The organism is Streptomyces sp. NPDC002176 (assembly GCF_044903645.1).
In the GTDB taxonomy this organism is placed as follows: domain Bacteria; phylum Actinomycetota; class Actinomycetes; order Streptomycetales; family Streptomycetaceae; genus Streptomyces.
Genome location: NZ_JBJDQW010000003.1, coordinates 39,046 through 56,668, shown reverse-complemented (window position 1 = coordinate 56,668; position 17,623 = coordinate 39,046). Strand labels below are relative to the sequence as shown.

20 protein-coding genes are annotated in these 17,623 nt (G+C 73.3%); 11 read left to right on the top strand and 9 right to left on the bottom strand.

Features of this window, described 5'->3' with window-relative positions; translation table 11 throughout:
- Positions 1-93 precede the first annotated feature (93 nt).
- The 3 genes from ACI2LY_RS14070 to ACI2LY_RS14060 form a co-directional block, all read right to left on the bottom strand.
- Positions 94-315, bottom strand: a complete 222-nt coding sequence (locus tag ACI2LY_RS14070) for a hypothetical protein (RefSeq protein ID WP_388991812.1) — start codon at positions 313-315, stop codon at positions 94-96.
- 27 nt (positions 316-342) lie between these two features.
- Entirely contained in the window at positions 343-1,608 is a 1,266-nt protein-coding gene (locus ACI2LY_RS14065) for an anion permease (RefSeq protein WP_404707380.1), read from the bottom strand.
- A 142-nt stretch (positions 1,609-1,750) separates the two neighbouring features.
- Positions 1,751-2,518 (bottom strand): lysozyme, encoded by a 768-nt coding sequence (locus ACI2LY_RS14060; RefSeq protein WP_404707379.1) that lies wholly within the window; start codon positions 2,516-2,518, stop codon positions 1,751-1,753.
- Positions 2,519-2,688: 170 nt separating this feature from the next.
- On the opposite strand from ACI2LY_RS14060, the gene ACI2LY_RS14055 reads away from it, so the two are divergent.
- The 3 genes from ACI2LY_RS14055 to ACI2LY_RS14045 all read left to right on the top strand — a co-directional run bounded on the left by ACI2LY_RS14055 (position 2,689) and on the right by ACI2LY_RS14045 (position 6,107).
- On the top strand, positions 2,689-3,354 hold the full coding sequence (locus ACI2LY_RS14055; protein ID WP_404707378.1) for a class II aldolase/adducin family protein: 666 nt from the start codon (positions 2,689-2,691) through the stop codon (positions 3,352-3,354).
- A gap of 49 nt (positions 3,355-3,403) precedes the next feature.
- A complete protein-coding gene (locus tag ACI2LY_RS14050; RefSeq protein ID WP_404707377.1) occupies positions 3,404-4,525 on the top strand; it encodes an alpha/beta hydrolase in 1,122 nt (373 codons plus the stop codon).
- Between the two features lie 178 nt (positions 4,526-4,703).
- The gene (locus ACI2LY_RS14045) at positions 4,704-6,107 is read left to right on the top strand and encodes a hypothetical protein (protein ID WP_404707376.1); all 1,404 of its coding nucleotides are present in this window, start codon (positions 4,704-4,706) and stop codon (positions 6,105-6,107) included.
- A 28-nt stretch (positions 6,108-6,135) separates the two neighbouring features.
- Here the strand turns inward: ACI2LY_RS14045 and ACI2LY_RS14040 are convergent, their stop codons facing one another.
- The gene (locus ACI2LY_RS14040) at positions 6,136-6,555 is read right to left on the bottom strand and encodes a VOC family protein (RefSeq protein WP_404707375.1); all 420 of its coding nucleotides are present in this window, start codon (positions 6,553-6,555) and stop codon (positions 6,136-6,138) included.
- A gap of 84 nt (positions 6,556-6,639) precedes the next feature.
- Positions 6,640-7,530 (bottom strand): neutral zinc metallopeptidase, encoded by an 891-nt coding sequence (locus ACI2LY_RS14035; protein ID WP_404707374.1) that lies wholly within the window; start codon positions 7,528-7,530, stop codon positions 6,640-6,642.
- 215 nt (positions 7,531-7,745) lie between these two features.
- On the opposite strand from ACI2LY_RS14035, the gene abc-f reads away from it, so the two are divergent.
- The 3 genes from abc-f to ACI2LY_RS14020 all read left to right on the top strand — a co-directional run bounded on the left by abc-f (position 7,746) and on the right by ACI2LY_RS14020 (position 10,883).
- Positions 7,746-9,344 (top strand): ribosomal protection-like ABC-F family protein, encoded by a 1,599-nt coding sequence (gene abc-f, locus ACI2LY_RS14030; RefSeq protein ID WP_388994392.1) that lies wholly within the window; start codon positions 7,746-7,748, stop codon positions 9,342-9,344.
- Between the two features lie 384 nt (positions 9,345-9,728).
- Positions 9,729-9,950: a helix-turn-helix domain-containing protein gene (locus tag ACI2LY_RS14025; protein ID WP_004002281.1), complete on the top strand. Its 222-nt coding sequence runs from the start codon at positions 9,729-9,731 to the stop codon at positions 9,948-9,950.
- Between the two features lie 129 nt (positions 9,951-10,079).
- Positions 10,080-10,883, top strand: a complete 804-nt coding sequence (locus ACI2LY_RS14020; protein WP_404707373.1) for an enoyl-CoA hydratase/isomerase family protein — start codon at positions 10,080-10,082, stop codon at positions 10,881-10,883.
- A 26-nt stretch (positions 10,884-10,909) separates the two neighbouring features.
- On the opposite strand, the gene ACI2LY_RS14015 is transcribed toward ACI2LY_RS14020, so the two are convergent.
- Positions 10,910-11,629: a nucleopolyhedrovirus P10 family protein gene (locus ACI2LY_RS14015; protein WP_404707372.1), complete on the bottom strand. Its 720-nt coding sequence runs from the start codon at positions 11,627-11,629 to the stop codon at positions 10,910-10,912.
- An 89-nt stretch (positions 11,630-11,718) separates the two neighbouring features.
- Here ACI2LY_RS14015 and ACI2LY_RS14010 point away from each other — a divergent pair, with 89 nt between their 5' ends.
- From ACI2LY_RS14010 to amaP, 5 genes are all read left to right on the top strand, one after another.
- Positions 11,719-12,192, top strand: a complete 474-nt coding sequence (locus ACI2LY_RS14010) for an Asp23/Gls24 family envelope stress response protein (protein WP_404707371.1) — start codon at positions 11,719-11,721, stop codon at positions 12,190-12,192.
- Between the two features lie 85 nt (positions 12,193-12,277).
- Positions 12,278-12,511 (top strand): hypothetical protein, encoded by a 234-nt coding sequence (locus tag ACI2LY_RS14005; RefSeq protein WP_393595907.1) that lies wholly within the window; start codon positions 12,278-12,280, stop codon positions 12,509-12,511.
- Between the two features lie 5 nt (positions 12,512-12,516).
- Positions 12,517-12,924 (top strand): hypothetical protein, encoded by a 408-nt coding sequence (locus ACI2LY_RS14000; protein WP_404707370.1) that lies wholly within the window; start codon positions 12,517-12,519, stop codon positions 12,922-12,924.
- Positions 12,921-13,568 carry a DUF6286 domain-containing protein gene (locus ACI2LY_RS13995; RefSeq protein WP_404707369.1) on the top strand — a complete coding sequence of 216 codons (648 nt, stop codon included), beginning with the start codon at positions 12,921-12,923 and terminating at the stop codon, positions 13,566-13,568. Before ACI2LY_RS14000 ends, ACI2LY_RS13995 begins: the two co-directional genes overlap by 4 nt.
- Positions 13,565-14,155: an alkaline shock response membrane anchor protein AmaP gene (gene amaP, locus ACI2LY_RS13990; protein WP_404707368.1), complete on the top strand. Its 591-nt coding sequence runs from the start codon at positions 13,565-13,567 to the stop codon at positions 14,153-14,155. The genes ACI2LY_RS13995 and amaP overlap by 4 nt, the downstream gene beginning before the upstream one ends.
- A 5-nt stretch (positions 14,156-14,160) precedes the next feature.
- Here the strand turns inward: amaP and ACI2LY_RS13985 are convergent, their stop codons facing one another.
- The 3 genes from ACI2LY_RS13985 to ACI2LY_RS13975 all read right to left on the bottom strand — a co-directional run bounded on the left by ACI2LY_RS13985 (position 14,161) and on the right by ACI2LY_RS13975 (position 17,611).
- Entirely contained in the window at positions 14,161-14,916 is a 756-nt protein-coding gene (locus ACI2LY_RS13985) for an SDR family oxidoreductase (RefSeq protein ID WP_388991772.1), read from the bottom strand.
- Between the two features lie 4 nt (positions 14,917-14,920).
- A complete protein-coding gene (locus ACI2LY_RS13980; RefSeq protein ID WP_404707367.1) occupies positions 14,921-16,714 on the bottom strand; it encodes a glycoside hydrolase family 15 protein in 1,794 nt (597 codons plus the stop codon).
- Between the two features lie 66 nt (positions 16,715-16,780).
- Positions 16,781-17,611, bottom strand: coding sequence for an SURF1 family protein (locus ACI2LY_RS13975; RefSeq protein ID WP_404707366.1), 831 nt, complete (start codon positions 17,609-17,611; stop codon positions 16,781-16,783).
- Positions 17,612-17,623: the final 12 nt, after the last annotated feature.

The window sequence follows — 17,623 nt, the reverse complement described above, 5'->3', positions numbered from 1 at the left end:
AGAGTGTGTGGAGCCCCACACCGGCACCGGTGGGAACAGCGGAAGGCCCCCGCGCGGCACATGCCGTGCGGGGGCCTCACCGGGACGCGGGTGCTAGGCGACGATCAGGTAGAAGCCGTAGGCCACCGCCGCCGCGCAGGCGGCGAAGCAGGCGTAGGCGCCGGTCACCGCGAGCGGGGCCGAGCCGCCCGTGGCGGCGGCGCGCTCGCGGCGGGCCAAGCCGCTGACGCCCAGGGTGAACAGGCTCACCAGGGCCACCGTGACCACGAGGCTGACGCCGAAGACGGAGCCGAGGGCCGCCCAGTCGATCTTCATGGGGATGTTCCTCCAGTTGCCGGGTGGTCAGACCCGGGCGGACGGCGCGGTGGTGGCGGGGGTGTGCTCGGTCGTGCGGGACTCGGCGGTGGCGGCCGGGATGGTGGCCGTCAGGTCGTCCGCGACGATGCCCACGGGGGGCGGCGTGACCATGGCCATCGCGGTGGTCACCACACCGGCGGGCTCGGTGTACTCCTCGGCGGTGACGTGGGTGTGGTCGATGACCTCGCGGCGGGAGATCTTCCAGATGGCGAAGCTGGAGCCGATCAGGAAGAGCGCGACGAGCCCGGTGCCCCAGTCGCCCAGGCCGGTTACGGCCTCGGCGCCCGCGCCGACCAGTGCGGCGGCGGGCAGGGTCAGCGCCCAGGCGACGAACATCCGGGTGGCGGTGGACCAGCGGACCACACCGCCCTTGCGGCCGAGGCCCGCGCCCATCACCGAGCCGGAGACGACATGGGTGGTGGAGAGGGAGAAACCGAGGTGCGAGGAGGCCAGGATGGCGGTCGCGGCGCTGGTCTGCGCGGCGAAGCCCTGACGGGGCTCCAGGTCGGTCAGACCCTTGCCCATGGTGCGGATGATGCGCCAGCCGCCGATGTAGGTGCCGAGCGCGATGGCCAGACCGGCGGAGAGGATCACCCAGGTGGGAGGGTTGGAGCCGGGGGAGAGGGCGCCGCCCGCGATCAGCGCGAGGGTGATGATGCCCATGGTCTTCTGCGCGTCGTTGGTGCCGTGCGCCAGGGAGACCAGGCCGGCCGAGGCGATCTGGCCCGCGCGGTAGCCCTTGCGGGTGGCCTCGCCGTCGCCCTGGCCGCCGATGCGGTAGGAGAGGCGGGTGGCGAGCATCGTGGCGAGACCCGCCACGATCGGCGCGGCGACCGCGGGGAGCAGCACCTTGGTGACCAGCATGTCGCCGTGGACGGCGCCGAAGCCCGCCGAGGCGACGGTGGCACCGACGAGGCCGCCCATCAGGGCGTGCGAGGAACTCGAGGGCAGGCCCACCAGCCAGGTCAGCAGGTTCCAGAGGATCGCGCCGGTCAGGGCCGCGAAGATGACCTCGGGACGGATGCCGGTCTCGTCGACGAGACCCTTGGAGATCGTGTTGGCGACCTCCACCGAGAGGAAAGCGCCCACCAGGTTGAGCGCGGCGGACATGGCCACCGCGACCTTGGGCTTGAGAGCGCCGGTCGAGATGGTGGTGGCCATCGCGTTGGCGGTGTCGTGGAAACCGTTCGTGAAATCGAACGCGAGTGCGGTTATCACCACTATCGCGAGGATCAGCGAGAAGCTTTCCATTTACCCAGGCAATCGTTCGAGGTCGTTGGCAGCATGAACGTAGGGAACCTGGATGAACGGAAGGTGAACTGGGACGGGCGCCTTGGTGCCGGAAGCGGGACGCCGGATTCCGGGGGCCGTCCGGCCGCTCTCCGGGGGCCGTTCAGCGCCCGCGCGCGAAGGCTCGCAGCCGGGTCGCGGAGCCGCCGAAGAGATCCTGGTCACCCGGCAGTCGTCCCTTGGTGCCGTGCTGCCAGAACGTCCAGTACCGCCAGCCGCCGGGCAGTCTGCCGGGGCCGGACGAACCATGGCTGGCGATCCACAGGGCGTGGTCGTCGGAGAAGGCGCGGCTGTCGCCGGTGCAGGCGGCCCACCAGTGGGCGGTGGTGTAGAGGACCGGACGGCGCCCGGTCTCCCGGCGGACCTCGTCGCTGAAGGACCTGATCCAGCGCACCATCCGCTTCCGGCTCAGCCCGTAGCACTTGTGGTGCTTGTCGTACGGGTTGTACTCGATGTCGAGCGCGGGCGGCAGCGTCACCCCGTCGGCCCGCCAGCCGCCGCCGTGCCGGACGAAGTACGCGGCCTGCGCGGCGCCGGAGGAACGGTTCGGCAGGGCGAAGTGATAGGCGCCCCGGATCAGTCCGGCCCGGCGCGCGCCGTTGTACTGGCCGGTGAAGTAGGGGTTGCGGTAGGTCGTGGACTCGGTCGCCTTCACGTACACGAACCGGGCGCCCTCGGCGCGGGCCGACCACCAGTCGACGCGCTTCTGGTGGGAGGACACGTCGTGCCCCCGCGGCTGGGTCCCGCGCGGGTGGGGCTCGGCGGCGAGCGGGGCGTGGGCGGCGGTCAGGGCCCCGGTGAGGGTGAGGGCCGAGAGGGCCGCGGCGAGGACGCCCGCGCGGCGACGGGTCGAGAAGCGGTCACGGGCCATGCGGTCCCCCGGCGAAACGTGGTCCAGCGGGCAAGAGGGATCAGTGAAAGCCGGAGGACCAGCAGAAGTGTGACTATTCCTGGCGTTTCTGATCGGTTTCGCTCGTTCGGAGGCGCGTGAAGGGGGTGGAAGCGGGCACGCCCTCGGCCCCCGGCTGGCAGGATCGCCGCATGGCGGAACAGCGGCGGCACGCGGACGGCGACGAGGCGCGGACCTGGGCGGAGCTGGTGGCCACCGCCCGGCGCACCGTCACCGACGGACTGGTCGTCGGCACCTCGGGCAACGTCTCCGCCCGGGTGGGCGACACCGTGCTGGTCACCCCCTCGGGCGTGCCCTACGACCGGCTCACCCCCGCCGACATCACCGGCGTCGACCTCTCCGGCCGCCAGGTGCTCGGGTCCCTGGTGCCGACCAGCGAACTCCCCATGCACCTCGCGGTGTACCGCACCACCGAAGCCCGCGCGGTCGTCCACACCCACGCCGTGCACGCCACCGCCGTCTCCACCCTCGTCACCGAGCTGCCCGCGATCCACTACATGACCTGCGCCCTCGGCGGCCCCGTACGGGTCGCCCCCTACGCCGCCTACGGCACCCCCGAACTCGCCGCCCACATGCTGCGCGCCCTCGAGGACCGCTCCGGCTGCCTCCTGCGCAACCACGGCACGCTCACCTACGGGGACACCCTGGACCGCGCCTACGACCGCACCGCCCAGCTGGAGTGGATGTGCCGCGTCTGGCTCACGGCGTCCTCGGTGCCGGGCCTGACCCCGGCCCTGCTGACGGAGGCGGAGCTGACCGAGGCGGGGGAGCGGCTGCGGGGGTACGGGCAGCGCTGAGCGGGGTGCTCCACTGGCCGGTACCGGCCCCGCCCCCGACACTGGACGGGTGCGCAAAGTCCACGTAGTCGCCGCCGCGATCGGTGCCGTGCTGGCCGCGGGCGCCGCGTCCGTGGCCGTCGGCAGACTGGCCAGCGGTGCCGCGCTGAAGCTGCCGCCCGGCCGCCCGCTGCCCACCGAACCCCGGCTCACCGTGCACGGCGTGGAGGGCGGCCGGATCACCCTCACCCGCGGCCTCGCCTCCCGCCGCCCCGGCGTCTACGGCCTCGCGGGCCACGGCTCGCACGCCGTCGTCGGACCGGTGCTGGAAGGGGCCGAGCAGAGCGCCGACACGGTCGTCCGCGCCCTCGAACGCCTCACCCACGGGACCCTCACCCCCGGCGACTCCGCCTGGCTCACCCCCAACGCCTACGTGGGTGACCCCGGCTCCGCCCTCGGCCTCGAGTACGCCGACATCGACATCCCCGGCGAACTCGGCCCGCTCCCCGCCTGGTTCGTGCCGGGACCCCGGGACACCTGGGTGATCGCCGTGCACGGTCTGGGCACCACCCGCGAGCAGACCCTCAACGTCATGGGGATACTCCACGCCCTCGGGCTGCCCGTGCTCGCCCTCGCCTACCGGGGCGACCTCGGCGCACCGCGCTCCCCGGACGGCCTCAGCCACCTCGGCGAGACCGAGTGGCGGGACGTGGACGCCGCGATCCGCTACGCCGTCCGCTACGGCGCCCGCCGGGTCGTCCTCCTCGGCTGGTCCACCGGCGCCACGATGGCCCTGCACGCCGCCGAACGCTCCTCCGTACGGGACCGCGTCGCCGGGCTGATCCTCGACTCGCCCGTCCTCGGCTGGGAGGCCACCCTCCGCGCCCTGGCCCACGCCCGCCACGTCCCCGGCCCCCTGCTGCCGCTGGCGGTACGCGCCGCCCAGGGCCGCGCCGGGATGCGCACCGCCCGCCAGGCCGCGGGCGTGGAACCCCTCGAGGTCCCCACCCTGATCATCCACGGCCCGGACGACACGATCGCCCCCTGGGCGGACTCCCGCCGCCTGGCCGCCCGCCAGCCCGGCCTCATCTCCCTCCACCCCGTCCCCAAGGCCCCCCACGGCGCCATGTGGAACGCGGACCCCACGGCCTACGAGGACCTGCTCCGCCGCTTCCTGACCCCGCTGCTGTAGCCCTCCGGACGTGCGGACCCAAGCCGGAAGCCCCGGTTCCCCGGCGGGTTTCGGCCGAACGGGACGCGCCCGCCGGGACCCTGGCCGACGCGCCGCGAGGCAGCTGCCTTGGCCCTCTGTGTTGCCCGCTGTGACATCCCGTTTGGGTTTTCGGACCGTCAACCGGAAGACTGCACCCGTGACGTCCCGTATCCCGCGCGACTCCAGGCTTCGACTCGTCCGACCGCGACCCCTGGCCGCCGCCCCCAGAGCTGTGAACCAGCGGCGCGTGCGCCGCGCCGCGCCCCGGCCGCCCGAGGGCACACCGGCCCCCGCCGAACTGGCGAGACTCGCCCGGACCGTCCTCGCCGGGGCGGTCCGCGTGGCCCGCTGGGCCGACCGCGCCCTCGGGCCCGGCAGCGACGCCGCCACCGCCGACGGCAAGGCCACCCTCTCCGAGGCGACCGCCGACCGCGCCGCCGCCGACCTCGGCCTCACCACCGCGCAGATCCGCGCCGACTGGGACACCGCCCGCCTCTCCGGCCTGGTCGAGGTGCACGGCGACAGCGCCCGCCCCGGCTGGCGGCTGCGCGCCTGGGACCGCGACGACAGCGCCGTACTGCGCGGCTGGGTCGCCCTCTTCGACGCCTGGTCGCTGGCCTGCCCCGAACCGCACGGCCACGAGGCGGCCACCGTCGCCGAGGTCGTCTCGGCGATGCCCCAGGTCCTCTCCTTCCTCCAGCTCTCCGCCGGGCCCGTCCCCGCCGAGCAGCTGCTCGACCTGCTCCAGCAGCGGGTCACCGAACTGCGCACCGAACGCTGCGAGATCACCTACGCCCCCGGCGCCGTCGAGGCCCCCGTCCTCACCGCCCCCGCCCCGGACGTCCCCCTCGCCCCCCTCCTCGACTGGGCCGTCGAAGCGCTCGCCGCCGTCGGCGCCCTCACCCACGGCGACGGCCACGCCACCCTCACCCCCCTCGGCAGCTGGGCGGTCTGGGTCAAGCTGGAGCAGATCTGCGTCGCCGCGCAGAGCCCCGCCGGGAACATCGAGCAGTCCGCCGAGGACATGCTCCGCGGCTGCGCCCAGCTCCGCCCCAACGCCGCCCGCGCCGAATACCGCGCCTGGCTCGCCGCCCGCACGGTCGGCGGCGCCGTCGGCCAGCTGCTGGCCGCCGCCCGCGGCGACGACGCCCTGCTGCGCGGCCTCGCCTTCGAGGCGCTCCGCGTGGTCGGCGCCCCCGCCGAGCACGACGTACGCGCCGTCGTCGCCGAACCGGCGCTGCGCCCCTACGCCCTGCTGTGGCTCGCCGAGTACGACGGCGTCGACCCGGAGGACGCCCACGAGGTCCTCACCCGCGAGGAAGCCACCTGGCTCTGGGTCGACACCGCCGCCGCCGTCGCCGACCACGGCGAGACCGACATGCTCGTCCGGCACCTGGAGGCGGCGGTCCAGCCCACCGTCCCCGCCCTGCTGGAGGAGGTCCGCGCCGTCGGCCACCCGCGCACCGTGCAGGTCCTGGTGGCGCTCGCCGCCGCCCACCCCGACCCCGCCCTCGCCAAGGCCGTACGCCGCGCCGCCTTCCAGGTGCACACCGGAGGCTGAGCGCGGCCCGCCGCAGCGCCCCCGCCGCTCAGGGAGTCAACGCGGGGGCGTACGTCCCGAAGCTCCAGACGTTGCCCTCGGCGTCCCGCGCCATGTAGTCCCGCGAGCCGTAGTCCTGGTCCGTCGGGGGCATCAGGATCTCCACGCCGTGCTCCACCGCACGCCGGTGATGGGCGTCCACGTCGGCCGCGTCACCCAGGACCACGTACGTCCCCGCCGGGCCCGCGCCGCGCATCGTCTCGTCGAACATGCCGCCCCGCCCCTTGGACCCCAGCATCACCGCCCCGTTCCCCTGGGTCAGCTCGGCGTGCAGCACCGTGCCGTCCTCCGACTCGTACACCGCCAGCTCGGTGAAGCCCAGCGCCCCCGTCAGCTGGGCGATGGCCGCCCGCGCGTCCGCGTACAGCAGCGTCGGGTACACACTCGGGCGCCCACTCGTGTCCGCCATGCCGGTCACTCCCTCGTGAACGGTTCCGTCCCGCTTCGTCCCCTCAGTCTGGCAGCGACCACTGACAACGCCTCGGCCGAAGCCTCAGCCGAACGTATTGCACCGGTCCGGATCGCCCGTCCGGTACCCCTGGTCGAACCACTGCTGGCGCTGCAGCGAGGAACCGTGCGTCCAGGTCTCCGGGGTGACCTTCCCCTGGAACTCCTCCTGGATACGGTCGTCGCCCACCGCGGCCGCCGCGTTCAGCCCGTCCTTGATGTCCGCCGGGGTCAGGCTGGTGATCAGCGGCCGTCCCGTCGACTCGTCCGGCGTCGTCGTCGCGTGGTGCGCCCACACCCCGGCGTAGCAGTCCGCCTGCAGTTCGACCCGCACCGAGTTGCTGTTCTCGCCGGTCAGCCCGTCCTGGCTGCGGCCCAGCGTGCCCATCAGGTCCTGCACATGATGGCCGTACTCGTGCGCGATGACGTACGCCTGCGCGAACGGGCCGCCGCTCGCCCCGAACTTCGTGCGCAGCTCGTCGAAGAAGCTCAGGTCCAGATAGACCCGCTGGTCACCGGGGCAGTAGAACGGCCCCACGGCGGCCGTCGCCGCCCCGCAGGCCGTACGGATCTGCCCGCTGAAGAAGTACGTCTGCGCCGGGGTGTACCGCTCCCCCCGCTGCCGGAACTCGCCCGACCAGTAGTCCTGCACACTGTTGACCACCGCGACCGCCCGGCAGTCCTCCCGGGTGTTCGCGTCCCGGCCGGTCCGGCACTCCTGCTGCACCTCGCCCAGCGACGAGGGCTGGGACGCCGCCTCGTCACCGCCCGAGGAGAGCCCGAGCTGGTCCGGGCCGACGCCCAGGAACAGCGCCAGCAGCAGCCCGACCAGCCCGACGACACCGCCGCCGATCGTCGCCCGGCCGCCCGGCACCCGGCTCCCGCGCACGTCCCGCACCTCGGAGGTGTCCAGATTCGCGTCGTCGTCGAACTGCACAGCCCGTCACTCTCCGTCCATGGCGCCACGCCCGTCCCGCGGTCCTGGCGGCATTCCTACCCCGAGACGCCCCGCACCCCGCCACCCGAGGCAGGAAAAGGGCTTGCCCGCCCCCGTTAGACTGGGCCCCATGGCCATTCTCCTCGCGCATTAGACGGCGGGAACGCCCTCGACAGCCGCCCATCCGTCAACCACGTACGCCCAGGAGTATGTCCGTGATCTCCGCCTCCGGTATCGAGCTGCGCGCCGGTGCGCGCGTCCTCATCGAGAACGCCACCTTCCGGGTCGCCAAGGGCGACCGCATCGGCCTCGTCGGCCGCAACGGCGCAGGCAAGACCACCCTCACCAAGTGCCTCGCCGGTGACGGCGTCCCCGCCGGCGGCACCATCACCCGCTCCGGCGAGGTCGGCTACCTGCCGCAGGACCCCCGCACCGGCGACCTCGACGTTCTCGGCCGCGACCGCATCCTCTCCGCCCGCGGCCTCGACGTCCTGATCCGCAAGATGCGCGAGAACGAGCAGCGCATCGCCAACGGCTCCGGCGCCACCCGCGAGAAGGCCCTGCGCCAGTACGAGCGCCAGGAGACCGAGTTCCTCACCAAGGGCGGGTACTCCGCCGAGGCCGAGGCCGCGACCATCGCCGCCGCCCTCAACCTGCCCGACCGCGCGCTCGGCCAGCCGCTGCACACCCTCTCCGGTGGTCAGCGCCGCCGTATCGAGCTGGCCCGCATCCTGTTCTCGGACGCCGACACCCTGCTGCTCGACGAGCCGACCAACCACCTCGACGCCGACTCGATCGTCTGGCTGCGGGACTACCTCAAGACCTACCGCGGCGGCTTCATCGTGATCTCCCACGACGTCGACCTGGTCGAGACGGTCGTCAACAAGGTGTTCTACCTGGACGCCAACCGCGCCCAGATCGACGTCTACAACATGGGCTGGAAGCTCTACCAGCAGCAGCGCGAGGCCGACGAGAAGCGCCGCAAGCGCGAGCGGCAGAACGCCGAGAAGAAGGCCGCCGCCCTGCACACGCAGGCCGACAAGATGCGCGCCAAGGCCACCAAGACGGTCGCCGCGCAGAACATGGCCAAGCGCGCCGACAAGCTGCTCTCCGGCCTGGAGGCGGTCCGCCAGTCCGACAAGGTCGCCAAGCTCCGCTTCCCCGAGCCCGCCCCCTGCGGCAAGACCCCGCTGATGGCGGAGGGCCTGTCGAAGTCGTACGGCTCGCTGGAGATCTTCACCGACGTCGACCTGGCCATCGACAAGGGCTCGCGCGTCGTCATCCTCGGCCTCAACGGCGCGGGCAAGACCACCCTGCTGCGCCTCCTCGGCGGCGCGGAGCAGCCCGACACCGGCTCGGTCGTCCCCGGCCACGGCCTCAAGCTCGGCTACTACGCCCAGGAGCACGAGACCCTGGACCCCGAGCGCACGGTCCTGGAGAACATGCGCTCGGCCGCGCCGGACCTGGACCTGGTCGAGGTCCGCAAGACGCTCGGCTCGTTCCTCTTCTCCGGCGACGACGTGGACAAGCCCGCCGGGGTCCTCTCCGGCGGCGAGAAGACCCGCCTCGCGCTGGCCACCCTGGTCGTCTCCTCGGCCAACGTGCTGCTGCTGGACGAGCCCACCAACAACCTCGACCCCGCCAGCCGCGAGGAGATCCTCGGCGCCCTGCGCACCTACAAGGGCGCGGTCGTCCTGGTCACCCACGACGAGGGCGCCGTGGAGGCGCTCCAGCCGGAGCGGATCATCCTGCTCCCGGACGGCGTGGAGGACCTGTGGGGCGCCGGGTACGCCGATCTGGTGGCCCTCGCCTGACCTCGTAGGCCCCCTGTAGAACCCTCCTCGGCGCGCCCGGAGGCCGGGTGATCCACCCCGACCGGATCATTCGGCCCAGCGGTGATCCACCATCTGAGTGAGATCTCCTCATACCGAGGTGTGTCCTACACGGATTTCGCGGCCGGTCCCCCTGTACCCGAGTGGTACCGGGGGACCGGCCGTTCTACGTCTCTGACCTGGGACTTCCCGATTCCACCCGTTCGGCGGTACGCGCGCGCAGCTTCGGAATCAGCGATTCCGTATGTGGGGACCCGCTCCTGTCGTCACAACCTCGTCTCACGGACCTTGCCGAATGGGTGGCCAACCCGCCGAGAAGGGGTGATCATGAGAAGACCAGAGCGCACTTCCCACGAGGAGGCACGGGTGGCCGAGACTCTGAAGAAGGGCAGCCGGGTAACCGGCGCCGCGCGCGACAAGCTCGCGGCAGACCTGAAGAAAAAGTACGACTCCGGTGCGAGCATCCGGGCGCTGGCCGAGGAGACCGGTCGCTCGTATGGCTTTGTGCACCGGATGCTCAGCGAGTCGGGCGTCACGCTCCGTGGGCGTGGCGGTGCGACGCGGGGCAAGAAGGCCGCGTCGTCCTGACTCCGGGCGGTCCATCGGCTTTGATGGTGGCCACCCGGTCGGTCCTGTGATCGTCCGGGTGGTTACTGTGCAGTCACTTCGCGGTGCCGTACGGCCCCGCGCGATGACCGCACCCATCGGAGGCGCCCCATGGCTTCGCCCGACCAGGACCTCACTCCTGTTCTCGACAAGGACGGGGTACGGCTCACCGTCGACGACGCGCTCGCCACGGTGACCCTGACCAACCCGGCCAAGCGCAACGCGCAGAGCCCCGCTCTGTGGCGGGCACTGGCCGAGGCGGGCCGGGCGTTGCCGGGCTCCGTCCGGGTCGTCGTGCTGCGCGGCGAGGGCAAGTCCTTCTCCGCCGGGCTGGACCGGCAGATGTTCACCCCGGAGGGGATCGAGGGCGAGCCGACCTTCATCGATCTCGCACGCCGTGACGACGCCGGGGTCGACTCCGCCATCGCCGCGTACCAGGAGGCGTTCACCTGGTGGCGGCGCAACGACATCGTGTCCATCGCCGCCGTGCAGGGACACGCCATCGGCGCCGGGTTCCAGCTGGCCCTCGCCTGTGACCTGCGCGTCGTCGCCGACGACGTGCAGTTCGCCATGCGCGAGACCAGCCTCGGTCTGGTCCCCGACCTCACCGGCACCCACCCGCTGGTCGGCCTCGTCGGCTACGCCCGCGCGCTGGAGATCTGTGTCACCGGCCGCTTCGTGCACGCCGAGGAGGCGGTCGTCTCCGGCCTGGCCAGCGTCGCCGTGTCCGCCGCCGAACTCGACGGTGCCGCGCACGACCTGGCCGCCGCGGTGCTGGCCGCGCCGCGCGATGCCGTGGTGGAGACCAAGGCGCTGCTGCGCGGTGCCGTCGGCCGCTCCTTCGACGAGCAGGTCGTCGCCGAGCGCGCCGCCCAGGCCCGCCGCCTGCGGGACCTCGCGGGCATCGGGGACTGAGCGCACCGCCCCCGAGGGTCTCGCGCTCACTCCACGCCGGTCACCAGGACCGCCACCGTCGGGCGGTCCTCCAGCGTCTCCCGCACCGCCGCCCGCACCCGCTGGGCCACCTCCGTGGCCCGGTGGCCGGAGTCCGTGGCCAGTTCCACGTACACGTGCCGGTGCGGGAGCGCCGCGTCCGACTCGCGCCGCTCGACCCGTACCGCGTGGCCGCGGTCGCCGAAGGCCGCCGTCAGCCGGGTCACGCCGGTCACCGTGAGCACGGCCGCGGCCACCAGCGCCTCGTCCGGGTCGGTGGTCCGCTCGGCGTCCGGGGGGCGCTGCGCCGGGGCGGGCGGGGCCGGTGCGACGGGCGGCTCCAGCAGGTCCGTCACCCGCAGGTCCACCTCCGTCACCGTCAGCCCCAGCCGGTCCGCCGCCGTCGTCAGCGCCGCCCGCAGCCGGTCCGCCGTCACCGGCAGCGGCCGGTCGCCGACCGCCGCGAAGTCCGCCGTCACCCGCAGCGGCCCCGGCCACAGCGCGCTCGGCGGGGCCGGTACGACCGGCTCGCGCACCTCCCGAGGATCGCCCGGACCGATCCGCAACGTGCCCAGCCGGGCCCCCGGCACCTCGGCCGCCGCCGCCTCGCCCAGCACCGAGACGGCCGCCCGCTCCGTCATCCACGCGCCGTCCCTGCTGCCGCCGAGCGGCAGCAGTCTGCCGGGCGCCAGTCGCTGCCGTACCGCCTGTGTCCAGTCCGCCGTCATTCCTCCACCCTGCCCTCTCCACGGCGCGCGACGGCGCAGGCGTGCTTACGGTGGTCGGAGAACGACGACCGAAAAGGGGAGCAGTGGCGATGAGCGAGATGGCAACCCACGGCGGCGAGAACGAGCCGCAGACCTCCGCGCGCAGGCAGAACCGGCCCGGCGGCGGCGACCCGGCGACCAGAGGCCGCACCACGATCGCGGACGGCGTCGTCGAGAAGATCGCCGGAATGGCGGCACGCGACGCGGTCGGCGTGTACGCCATGGGCAGCGGGATCTCCCGCACCATCGGCGCCATGCGCGACCGGGTGCCCGGCGGCGGCAAGACCGTGACCCGAGGCGTGAAGGCCGAGGTCGGCGAGGTGCAGACCGCGCTCGACCTGGAGATCGTCGTCGAGTACGGCTTCCCGATCGGGGACGTCTCCCGCGCGGTACGTGAGAACGTGATCGCCGCCGTGGAGCGCATGACCAGCCTCGAGGTCGTCGAGGTCAACATCGCGGTCAGCGACGTCCACCTCCCCGATGAGGAGGAGGACCAGGAGCCGGAGCAGCCTCGTATCCAGTGAGTTGGGGGGTACTCGGAGAAAGAGGCCGGACCGGCTGACATCACTCGGTCGGACGAGCCGACTCGCTTGAAGGAGCGCTGCAGAGATGAGCATGGCAGCAGTCGGCATGATTGCCGGAATGGCGCTGGGCTTCGCCGGGTTCTACGGCGGCTTCGGGGCCTTCGTGCTGGTGGCGGCCCTCGGGGCCGTCGGATTCTTCGCCGGGCGCTTCGTGGACGGCGAACTGGAACTCGGCGACTTCTTCCGCCGCCGTGACGACCGCACCCGCCGGGACGACCGGTTCCGCTCCGGCGGCGACCGGCGCGACTGGCGCCGGTGACCGCGATGAGCACGGACACCGGCGCGGCGGCGCCGGTCGTCCCGGACCGCACCCCGCCGGGCGAGCGCGGGTTCACCCGGATCGCGGACCGGGTCGTCGCCAAGATCGCCGCGCGGGCCGCCCGCGAGGCGATCGCCCCCCTGCCCCGGAACATCAAGGCCCCGCACACCACGGTCAACGTCCGTCCCCGGGCGCGCGGCACCGGCCCGGTGGAGGACAGCCCGTTCGCCACGGCCCGGGTGCGCGTCGTCCTGGAACTCGAGTACCCCGGCGACATCGGCGCCCGCTGTGCCGCCGTACGCCGCCGGGTCACCGAGCGGGTGGGCACGCTGGCCAACATGGAGGTGCCGGAGGTGGTCGTCGAGGTCGAGCGGCTGCGGCTGCCCGGTGAGCTGCAGGGGAGGACGGCATGAGCGAGCCCCCGCAGGACACGACCCGGCCGATGCCCGTGGTCGACATCGAGAAGCATCTCCCGCGGCCCGCCGAGGAACCCGCCCTGTCCCCGGACGCCAAGGGCAGCGGCCGTTTCTGGTCGGCCCGCCGCGTCCCCTCGGCGATCATCGCCCTGCTCACGCTGGGCGGCGCCGGGCTGCTGCTGTACGACATCGTCGCCGTCCGCACCGGGCACCCCGCGATGTACTGGCGCCGCGAACTCGCCCGCCAGCTGGCCGAACAACCCCTCGACTACATCCCGGTACTCGCGGGCGCCGCCTTCGTCACCGCCGTCGGCCTCTGGCTGATCCTGCTCGCCCTCACCCCCGGCCTGCGCCAACTGCTGCCGATGCTCCGCCCGCGCTACGACGTACGCGCCGCGCTCACTCGTGACGCGGCCGCCCAGGTGTTGCGCGACCGGGCCGTCACGGTCTCCGGGGTGCGCGAGGCGCGGGTGAAGATGCGCCGCCGCCGGGCCGACGTACGGGTGATCTCGCACTTCCGCGACCCCGCCGAGGTCCGCGGTGACCTGGACGAGGCACTGGCCGGTGCCGTGACCGACCTCGGCATGACCCGGCGCCCCAAGCTGTCGGTACGCCTCCGGGGACCCGGGAAGAAGGGATGAGCGGCATGCGTTCAGGAGCCGTCAACCGTGTTCTGCTGGCGCTCGCCGGACTGGTGCTGTTCGTGCTGGGCGGGTCGGTGCTGGCCGTCGGCCTCGGCGCGCCGTCACCCTCCTGGTGGCCGCACTCCGGGCGGCACGACGTGCTGCTCAGCCGGGCCGAGCGCACCGCCTGGCGGGACCAGGACTGGTGGTGGCCCGCGCTGATCGCGCTGCTCGCCGTCCTGCTGCTGATCGGGCTGTGGTGGCTGCTGTCGGTGCTGCGCAGGCGCAGCCTGTCCGAGATCCTGATCGACACCGGCGACGGCAGGGGCGCGCTGGTGCGCGGCGGAGCGCTGCGGTCCGCGCTCGCGGACGACGCGGCCCGCCGACCGGGCGTGGCCGGGGCCGACACCCATCTGGCCGGCGGCCGTACGTCCCCGACGCTGCGCGCCGGGCTCCGGCTGGAACCCGACGCGTCCCCGGCCGCCACCCTGGCCGACTTCAGCGCCCGCCCGCTGACCGCCGCCCGCGACTCGGCGGGGCTGGAGTCGCTGCCCACCGAGGTGCGGCTCAAGAGGGTCAAGCACAAGGCGGACCGGGTGAGCTGACGGCTCTAGAACCCGTGCCGCATGCCCCCGTCGACCGGCAGCATGACGCCCGTCAGATAGGAAGCGGCCGGGGACAGCAGGAACGCGGCCACCCGTCCGAACTCGTCCGGCGTGCCGTAGCGGCGCAGCGGGATGCGGGACTCGTTGGCCGCCCTGGTGGCCACCGGGTCGGCGGACATCGAGTCCAGCTCGCGCACCCGGTCGGTGTCGATACGGGCCGGGAGCACACCGACGACGCGGATGCCGCGCGGGCCCAGCTCGTCGGCGAGGGACTTGGCGAACCCGGCCAGGCCCGGCCGCAGTCCGTTGGAGACGGTCAGCCCCGCGATCGGCTCGTGCACCGAACCCGACAGCACGAACCCGATGACCCCGCCCGGCTCCAGCTCGGCCGCCGCCGCGCGGGCGAGGCGCACCGCGCCGAGGAACACCGACTCGAACGCGTCCCGCCACTGCTCGTCGGTGTTGTCCGCGACGAAGCCGGGCGGCGGGCCGCCGACGCTGATGAGGATGCCGTCGAAACGCCCGAAGCGCTCACGGGCCAGGGCGATCAGCCGCTCCGGGGCGTCCGCCTCGGCGTTGCCGACGGCCACGCCCACCGCGTCCGGGCCCAGTTCGGCGGCGGCGTCCGCCACCCGCTGCTCGTCCCGGCCGGTGACGACCACCTTCGCCCCGTCCGCGACGAGCTGCCGCGCGGCGGCGTTGCCGAGGCCGCGCGAGGCGCCGGTGACGATGTACACCCGGTCCTTCAGTCCAAGATCCATGCTCCTATCCTGCCTCCTCGGTGCCGAACAGCGTGAAGGCGGTGTTCACCAGCGCGATATGGCTGAACGCCTGCGGAAAGTTGCCCAGCTGGCGCCCGGCCACCGGGTCGTACTCCTCGGCCAGCAGACCCACGTCGTTGACCAGCCCCGCCAGCTTCTCGAACAGCGCGCGGGCGTCGTCGGTGCGGCCGGTCAGGTGCAGGGCGTCGGCCAGCCAGAAGGAGCAGGCGAGGAAGGCGCCCTCGCCCTCGGGCAGCCCGTCGACCACCGGACCCTGGGGGTTCTCGGTGTCGTAGCGGCGCACGAAACCCCCGTCGCCCAGGTCGGCGGCGATCGCGTCGACCGTGCCGATTACCCGTGGGTCCTCCGGGGGCAGGAAGCCCACGCGCGGGATCAGCAGCAGCGAGGCGTCCAGCTCGCGCGAGCCGTAGTACTGGGTGAAGGTGTTGCGCTCCGGGTCGTAGCCCTTGGCGCACACCTCGTCGTGGATCTCGTCGCGCAGCGCCCGCCAGCCGGTCAGGTCGCCCTCCAGTTCGGGGTGCTCCTCCAGGGTGCGTACGGCGCGGTCCACCGCCACCCACGCCATCACCTTGGAGTGCGTGAACTGCCGCCGTCCGCCGCGCACCTCCCACAGCCCCTCGTCCGGCTGCCGCCACTGTTCGTCGAGGAAGTCGATCAGCGCGCACTGCAGGGCCCACATGTGCGGCCGGGCCGACAGCCCCGACCGGCGGGCCAGCCACAGGGAGTCCATCACCTCGCCGTACACGTCCAGCTGGAGCTGGTCCACCGCGCTGTTGCCGACGCGGACCGGGGCCGAGCCCGCGAACCCGGCGAGCCAGGGCAGCTCGGTCTCCGGCAGCCTGCGCTCGCCCGCGACGCCGTACATGATCTGCAGGTCCTCGGGGCTGCCCGCGACCGCCCGCAGCAGCCAGTCGCGCCATGCCTCGGCCTCCTCGTGGTAGCCCGCGGCGAGCAGCACGTTCAGGGTGAGGGTGGAGTCGCGCAGCCAGCAGTAGCGGTAGTCCCAGTTGCGCACCCCGCCCAGCCACTCCGGCAGCGAGGTGGTGGCCGCCGCGACGATGCCGCCGGTGGGCCGGTAGGTGAGCGCCTTCAGGGTGATCAGCGAGCGGACCACGGTGTCCCGGTACGGCCCGTCGTAGCGGCAGCGGCCGGTCCAGCGCCGCCAGTCCCGGACGCTGGAGCTGAGCGCCTTGTACGGGTCGATCAGCCGGGGGCGCGGCTGGTGCGAGGGGTGCCAGGTGAGCACGAACGCCACCCGCTCGCCCTCGGCCACGGTGAACTCCGAGTGGGTGCCGAGGTCCTCGCCCCAGGTCCGGACATGCGGCTCGGAGCGCAGCCAGGTGGAGTCCGGGCCCGCGACGGCCACCCGGTGCCCGTCCGCGCGGCGCATCCACGGCACGATGGAGCCGTGGTCGAAGCGCAGCCGGAGCGTGCTGCGCACGGTGACGCGCCCGCTGACCCCCTCCACGATCCGTACGACGTCCGGGACCTTCTCGCGCTGCGGCATCAGGTCGGTGACGCGCAGCGTGCCCTCGGGGGTGTCCCACTCGGTGTCCAGGACGAGGGTGTCGGGGCGGTAGGCGCGGCGGGTGCAGGTGTCCGCGCCCTTCGGCGCGATCCGCCAGTAGCCGTTGTCCTCGTCGCCCAGCAGCCGGGCGAAGCAGGCGCCGGAGTCGAAGCGGGGCAGGCAGAGCCAGTCGATCGAGCCGTCCCGGCCCACCAGGGCGGCGGTCTGCTCGTCGCCGATGACGGCGTAGTCCTCGATGCGCGGGGTCACGGGATGGCGATTCCCCGTCTGGCCTGACGGCCAATCAGGTGGTGCGCCGGGGGAGTGACGGCAAGGTCACACGGCGGCGGGTTCCGCCTCGGCCGGGCTCTCCGGTGCCGCGGCCGCCGCCCGGTCGCGCAGCTCGCGCCGGACCAGGAACCACCAGCCGACGGGCACGGCGGCGGCGAACAGCCACCACTGGATCATGTACGCGTAGTTCAGCGGGGCGTCTTCCTTGCCCGGGCTGGAGATCTGCTCCGGGGTGTTCCCCTTGGGCTCCGGCGCGGTCTGCTCGACGTAGCCGCCGAGCACCTGGGTGCCGAGCCGCTTCGCCTGGTCCGCGCTGTCGATCAGCATGACCTGCCGGTCGGGCAGCCCCGCGAGCTGTTTGATGCCGCTCGCCGCGGTGGTCTCGTCGGCCTTCAGCCGTCCGGTGATCGTGACCTTCCCGGCCGGGGGCGCGGGGACCTTCGGGAACTCGGTCTGGGCCCCGTTCGCCGGAATCCAGCCCCGGTTGACCAGCAGCACCCGGCCGTCGGTCAGCTTCAGCGGGGTCAGGACGTGGAAGCCCACCTCGTCGTCGGCGTTGGTGCGGCGCCGGACGACCTCCTCGTGGGCGGTGTCGAAGGTGCCGGTCGCGGTGACGGTGCGGTACTTGTCGCTGTGGGTGACGGCGCGGCCGGGGGCGGCGAGCCGTTCCACGGGCACCGGGGTGGCGTGCAGGGCCCGCGCGACCAGATTGTTGCGGGCGGTGCGTTCCTCGTACCGGTGGTGCTGCCAGATACCGAGCCTGATCATCGTCGGAATCAGCGCGATCACGACGAGGGTGAGGATCACCCACTGGCGGGTGAGCAGGAAGCGGTAGCGGTGCACCCCACGACGGTACCTCCGGGCCGTGGGGCGCATTCGGGCGGGTAC

Coding starts and splice junctions, on each gene's coding strand:
- ACI2LY_RS14040 (WP_404707375.1), bottom strand. CDS start 6,555: ATGGCGGACACGAGTGGGCGCCCGAGTGTGTACCCGACGCTGCTGTAC.
- amaP (WP_404707368.1), top strand. CDS start 13,565: ATGAGCGGCATGCGTTCAGGAGCCGTCAACCGTGTTCTGCTGGCGCTC.
- ACI2LY_RS14055 (WP_404707378.1), top strand. CDS start 2,689: ATGGCGGAACAGCGGCGGCACGCGGACGGCGACGAGGCGCGGACCTGG.
- ACI2LY_RS14065 (WP_404707380.1), bottom strand. CDS start 1,608: ATGGAAAGCTTCTCGCTGATCCTCGCGATAGTGGTGATAACCGCACTC.
- ACI2LY_RS14060 (WP_404707379.1), bottom strand. CDS start 2,518: ATGGCCCGTGACCGCTTCTCGACCCGTCGCCGCGCGGGCGTCCTCGCC.
- ACI2LY_RS13995 (WP_404707369.1), top strand. CDS start 12,921: ATGAGCGAGCCCCCGCAGGACACGACCCGGCCGATGCCCGTGGTCGAC.
- ACI2LY_RS14020 (WP_404707373.1), top strand. CDS start 10,080: ATGGCTTCGCCCGACCAGGACCTCACTCCTGTTCTCGACAAGGACGGG.
- ACI2LY_RS14000 (WP_404707370.1), top strand. CDS start 12,517: ATGAGCACGGACACCGGCGCGGCGGCGCCGGTCGTCCCGGACCGCACC.
- ACI2LY_RS14070 (WP_388991812.1), bottom strand. CDS start 315: ATGAAGATCGACTGGGCGGCCCTCGGCTCCGTCTTCGGCGTCAGCCTC.
- ACI2LY_RS13975 (WP_404707366.1), bottom strand. CDS start 17,611: ATGCGCCCCACGGCCCGGAGGTACCGTCGTGGGGTGCACCGCTACCGC.
- ACI2LY_RS13985 (WP_388991772.1), bottom strand. CDS start 14,916: ATGGATCTTGGACTGAAGGACCGGGTGTACATCGTCACCGGCGCCTCG.
- ACI2LY_RS14015 (WP_404707372.1), bottom strand. CDS start 11,629: ATGACGGCGGACTGGACACAGGCGGTACGGCAGCGACTGGCGCCCGGC.
- ACI2LY_RS14005 (WP_393595907.1), top strand. CDS start 12,278: ATGAGCATGGCAGCAGTCGGCATGATTGCCGGAATGGCGCTGGGCTTC.
- ACI2LY_RS14010 (WP_404707371.1), top strand. CDS start 11,719: ATGAGCGAGATGGCAACCCACGGCGGCGAGAACGAGCCGCAGACCTCC.